The following is a 4,303-nucleotide window of genomic DNA, read 5'->3' as shown; positions in this document are numbered from 1 at the left end:
GGACGCTGACTTATACGCATTGATGAACTTAGATAGCTCCGTCTTAGGGTGAGCCCTAAATACAATATGTATATGGTCCGAATCGTGATTCCACTCAATGAGTGTAATATGATAATTCATAGCGATAGATTCGAAAATTGCCTTAGCGCGATTAGAGATTTCATCCGTAAAGACTTTACGTCTATATTTTGTAACTAAAATCAAGTGATACCATAACATGAAGACTGAATGTGCATTGGTGTCTAATTTCATCATCATAATGCCCTCTTTCAAAAATCATACTGAATCAATAATATATTTATATTATAACATATTATATATAATAACCAATATATAAAAATAAAAAAATCAATTCATCCCACTACCTGTAGAGGGTGTGGACTTCTTGATTGGGTTGTTAAATTGTCCTATAAATAGATTCTAAAAGATTATCACCTTTTAATTTGTGTGCTATATCATATAGTACAAGGTTATGTATGTCTTTTGATGCAGGTTGTGGTGTTCTATAAGAATGAGTTAGAGTTCTCATCTAAAGGAATCATGTTCCTCAATACTTCAGGATCAATTGAATGTTTATGATGCAAATCATTTCTAAACATATATTCATATGCTTTTCCGAATACACCATAACCCATTTTCTTCTCTGATTTATTCATGATTTTATTCCTTAATGAGGTTTAGCAGTTGCACATTTTTATAGATAACTTCTTTTCCTAATTGCTCAGAAACAATGAAACCTTCTTTTTCAAGTAGCTTTAGATATTTTGTTGCAGTTGCTCTCGAGATATTCAAGTTTTCTCTAAAGAACTCATTTTTGGTATACATGTAAGAAAATAAATGTTCGACGATCTCATAACGATAAATATCCGGTAATCGTTTTTTCATCATTTCTTTTGTTAACTCGATTGATTGGTTTATTCTTAATATGAGATCAACTGTATGATTGGAAGTTTCGGATATACCTTTTAAAATGTACAGAACAAAATCCTTAATGTTATCTATATTTTCATTACATTTTTTCAAAAGAGCATAATATTGTGACTTGTTTTCCATGATGTACTTACTTAAGTAGAGTATGGGTTCGGATAATTTCTCTTTTAGAACTAAATACAAGATATTCAAAATTCTACCTGTTCTACCATTACCATCATAAAATGGATGGATACTCTCAAATTGGAAGTGGATGAGAGCCATTTGAATCAGTGGGTCATAATCATTATTCTGATTGATGAATAATTCAAGATTATGCATGAGTTCACGAATCTCTACTTCATTTTGTGGTGGAGTGTGTACGACTTCATTTGTTTTATCGTTAATGATTACAGTTCCTGGAAGTTTTCTTATGCCACCTTTATTCGGCTCGATGACATTTTGAATTTCAATAAGTATATTTGTGCTGATAAACCCTTTTTGTCTCATAACCAATAAACCATGATCAATAGCATGCTTATAATTGATGACTTCTTTTGATTTTCCTCCAATAGGTATCTTTGAAACAATCTCTTTGAATATTTCATCATAGGTTGTAATAATATTTTCTATAGCTGATGAGTCTTTCGATTCACTTAGATTGATTAAACTCAAAACAATTCCAGGATTTGGAAGTATTTTAAGTATTCCTTTTAATTCGCCTATGTGATGATTTGCAGCATTAAGTTCTTTCAATATGTCTACTTCATTCAAATTTATATTAAAGGGGAGTTTATTCACAATATCACCTCGTGACTAATTAATCTTTATTTTTATCCTCGTAATCATTTTATCATGCAATACTAGTCACGTCAAGACTTCGAGGATAATAATTTATATATTTTAGTCACGTGAAAAATTATTCCAGTGTATATTAACTTATATTCCACTAATTGGGATTCAGAAATGATAAAAACAAAAGACCATTGAACTTCAATAGTCTTTCACAAAAATAAATTATTCAAAAAATGGTGCCGAAGAGAGAAGCCGAAGTTTATACATATACTTTTGCTTATTTTCCCCTTTGTAGAGCCATCATTAGCATTAATTGAGTATACTTAGCTAATGTCCTCATCACTTTACTCTCTAAGGTTTAAGGGCTTAATGCAATTATGGCTCCCTTGAGTCAGATTGTGAAGATTATTAGATTCTCTAAATTATGGACTTATCTAGGCAATTTAATTTAGAGTCATATTCAGTAAATAACTTCTTCGCGTCAAAATAGGGTTATTCCCATTAAAAGATCCACTAAACTCATTATTCTCGTATCTGATAGGCGTCCAAGATACACCTGTCAAGTCAATGTTATTCATCAAAATAAAATTTGCTTCAGGCATTTCATTTATATTTTGTAAATCTTCCACTGTATATATTTTATATGGATTTAGAATAGTCCCGTCACCACTAAAAAATTTAGTAGTAATATCTTCTAAAGTTGTCATAACTCTTTCGCTTTGACCATCATTTAAATCGTAACTGTATATAACCTTAATTGTGTATGTGGTATATTTTTCCATGCCAGTAAATTCTCTCAAGTTCAAATCAGTAAGTTTTTCTTCTAAAGTCTCGCCTTGATAGAGTTCGATGGCTGTGATATTTCACACCTGATCAACATCAGTAACTGTGATTCCGAAGCTGATACTTTCTTGAGTTGGTACAGCGTTGTCAATGACGACCGTAGGAGCGGCTTTAGCCACTGTGGTTGCTGCTTCTGATATCACGAGTGCTTGTGAACCCACACCGTCATTCAGGTCATAGGTATAGGTCACTTTGACTGTATATTCGTTGTTAGATAATAAACCAGCAAATTCTCTTAAACTCAAATCAGTGAGTGCTTCGATCAGCGTTTCACCTTTATAAAGTTCAATAGCTGTAATCAATCCGACTTCATCTGTATCTGTTACGGTGATGCCAAAGCCGATGCTTTCTTGTGTCGGGACTACGTTGTCGATAACTATGCTTGGTGCTTGTTTTTCTTTTGTTTTTACATCATCAATAGTATCTCTTTTTTCAACAGTATTAAAAGCACCTAGTACATATCCATTGATAAAAGTACCATAGACAATAATTTTATCTCCATAACCTAAGGTGCTAAATTCCTCAGTGGTAATATCTTCAAAGTATACTTTCACATTAACACTCAAATTCTTTGGCAAAGGATTTATTATGAATATGCTTTTCTCAGAGTCAATTTTGACATGAATTAAACCCCATAAATAACCTTCTTTTTGATTGCTATCTTGAAATTTATCAGCGGTTAAATAATTGTACGTTCTTACCTCCAAATTATGGTTTCCTTCTCCGTCATTTAGGTTATAGATATAAGAAACTTTGATTATATATTCAGTATTTGACAATAACCCTGTGAACTCTCTCTTACTTAAATCAGTGAGCGCTTCGATCAGTGTCTCACCTCGATAAAGTTCAATTGCTGAAATCAATCCTACTTGATCAATATCCATAGTGGAAATATCAAATCCAATACTAGTTTCTGTTGATATTACATTTTCAATCGATACTGTTGGTGTTGATTTAGCTTGTGTAGTAAGTTTTATTTCATGTTTAAAGAGTTTCTCACCTAAGCCATCACTAATGTTTGCATGATACTCAATCACTAATATGTACGCAGTGTCAGAAAGTAAATCAGAGTAGGTATACTCATATTCATATATCCAACCAAATTGTAAATCTGGTAATTCATCAAATTCTGAACTTACCACTTCCCCAGTTTCTTCGTTAACCAATTTGATTTGTAGCATTGTTCTTTGGATCAAATCAAGATTGATTTCCCAAATATTGAACGTTAAACTATCCTGTGTTTTTAAAGAGTTTCTTAATGAAAATGAAATTGGTGTAGATATTGTTTTAAACTGGTGTTCAAATTTAACTTCTCTTGAACCTAACCCATCCTTCAAATCGACAAATAAAACAATTTCTAGCACATGAGTATTACCAGAATCGATGTTATTAATTTGTCCATAAAGATTACTCTCCAGATTGATAATCTCTTTTAATTTCACAGCATATGGATAACTCTTCGGACGTATTACATTCGCTTGAACTGATTTTATGCTATTAACAGCGTAATCATTGTCCAAAATATTTATTTGATAACTGACGTTATTACGGTCAATATTTGTGATATTAAATGTCACTATGGGGTCCATTTTGAGAGTGCTGATATTTCTTGAAATAACAAGCGTTTGTGAACCTGCTCCATCATTCAGGTCATAGGTATAGGTTACTTTTATCGTGTATTCGTTATTCGATAATAATCCAGTGAATTCTCTCACACTTAAATCAGTGAGTGCTTCTATTAAGGTTTCACCTCTGT

General features: G+C 32.1%; 5 protein-coding genes. All 5 read right to left on the bottom strand.

Annotation, left to right across the window (positions count from 1 at the left end; genetic code table 11):
• Positions 1-252 (bottom strand): IS200/IS605 family transposase (gene tnpA / locus N7603_RS08835; RefSeq protein ID WP_262097064.1); only part of this gene is annotated, 252 nt, incomplete at its 3' end.
• A gap of 251 nt (positions 253-503) precedes the next feature.
• Positions 504-656, bottom strand: coding sequence for a hypothetical protein (locus N7603_RS08830; protein ID WP_262097063.1), 153 nt, complete (start codon positions 654-656; stop codon positions 504-506).
• A 4-nt stretch (positions 657-660) separates the two neighbouring features.
• Positions 661-1,710, bottom strand: a complete 1,050-nt coding sequence (locus N7603_RS08825; protein WP_262097062.1) for a Fic family protein — start codon at positions 1,708-1,710, stop codon at positions 661-663.
• 437 nt (positions 1,711-2,147) lie between these two features.
• Positions 2,148-2,486, bottom strand: coding sequence for a hypothetical protein (locus N7603_RS08820; protein ID WP_262097061.1), 339 nt, complete (start codon positions 2,484-2,486; stop codon positions 2,148-2,150).
• Positions 2,487-2,567: 81 nt separating this feature from the next.
• The coding region (locus N7603_RS08815) for a hypothetical protein (RefSeq protein WP_262097060.1) at positions 2,568-4,303 on the bottom strand (1,736 nt) is incomplete at its 5' end.

It is taken from the genome of Paracholeplasma vituli (assembly GCF_025446935.1).
Classification (GTDB): Bacteria; Bacillota_I; Bacilli_A; order Acholeplasmatales; family UBA5453; genus Paracholeplasma; species Paracholeplasma vituli.
Note: the sequence above shows the minus strand (reverse complement) of the source record. Positions and strands in the feature narration are given on the sequence as shown.

What these genes read in the sequence shown, in the direction of transcription:
- N7603_RS08830 (WP_262097063.1), bottom strand. Translation starts at nt 656, where the DNA reads ATGAATAAATCAGAGAAGAAAATGGGTTATGGTGTATTCGGAAAAGCA.
- N7603_RS08820 (WP_262097061.1), bottom strand. Translation starts at nt 2,486, where the DNA reads ATGGAAAAATATACCACATACACAATTAAGGTTATATACAGTTACGAT.